This window comes from Oleiphilus sp. HI0128 (genome assembly GCF_001635365.1).
In genome coordinates, this window is sequence record NZ_LWGG01000552.1 from 1 (window position 1) to 517 (window position 517).

The following is a 517-nucleotide window of genomic DNA, read 5'->3' on the forward strand; positions in this document are numbered from 1 at the left end:
AAGTTTCAACGAAAGAAGTTAATAAGTTAGGGAATTCTTTAACGCCGTTCGGTTCGATAAAATCCGGGAATAAAAATAAAACTATTCCTGCATGGACTGGGGGGATTACCGAAGCCCCAATGGGGTATGAGGGGACAGGGCAGCATCATATCGACCCTTTTGCCTCTGATGATATCAAATTCACCATTGATGACAGTAACTACAAAGGTTTTAAAAACTATCTGACCCCAGGTCAGTATGCTTTGTTTGAAGCATACCCAAGTAGCTTCAAGATCAATGTATATCCAACCCATCGTTCGCACTCGATGCCGGATTGGGTCCTAGAAAATACCAAGAAAAATGCCAAAACATCGTCTTTATCCAAAGGCGGGGTGGGGATTCAGAACGCATACGGTGGTATTCCTTTTCCAATATTACATGGAAAGAATGAAGATAAAGCCCTTCAGACAATGTGGAATCATTTGACTAGATGGAGAGGTATTTTTGCAATCTTGCGTTCGACTGAAGTGCCAGTTCA

1 protein-coding gene is annotated in these 517 nt (G+C 42.0%); it reads left to right on the top strand.

What is annotated here, in order from left to right; all coding sequences use genetic code 11:
- Positions 1 to 517, top strand: a 517-nt coding sequence (locus A3763_RS06555) for a DUF1329 domain-containing protein (RefSeq protein ID WP_156494974.1), incomplete at both ends; no start/stop codon positions are given.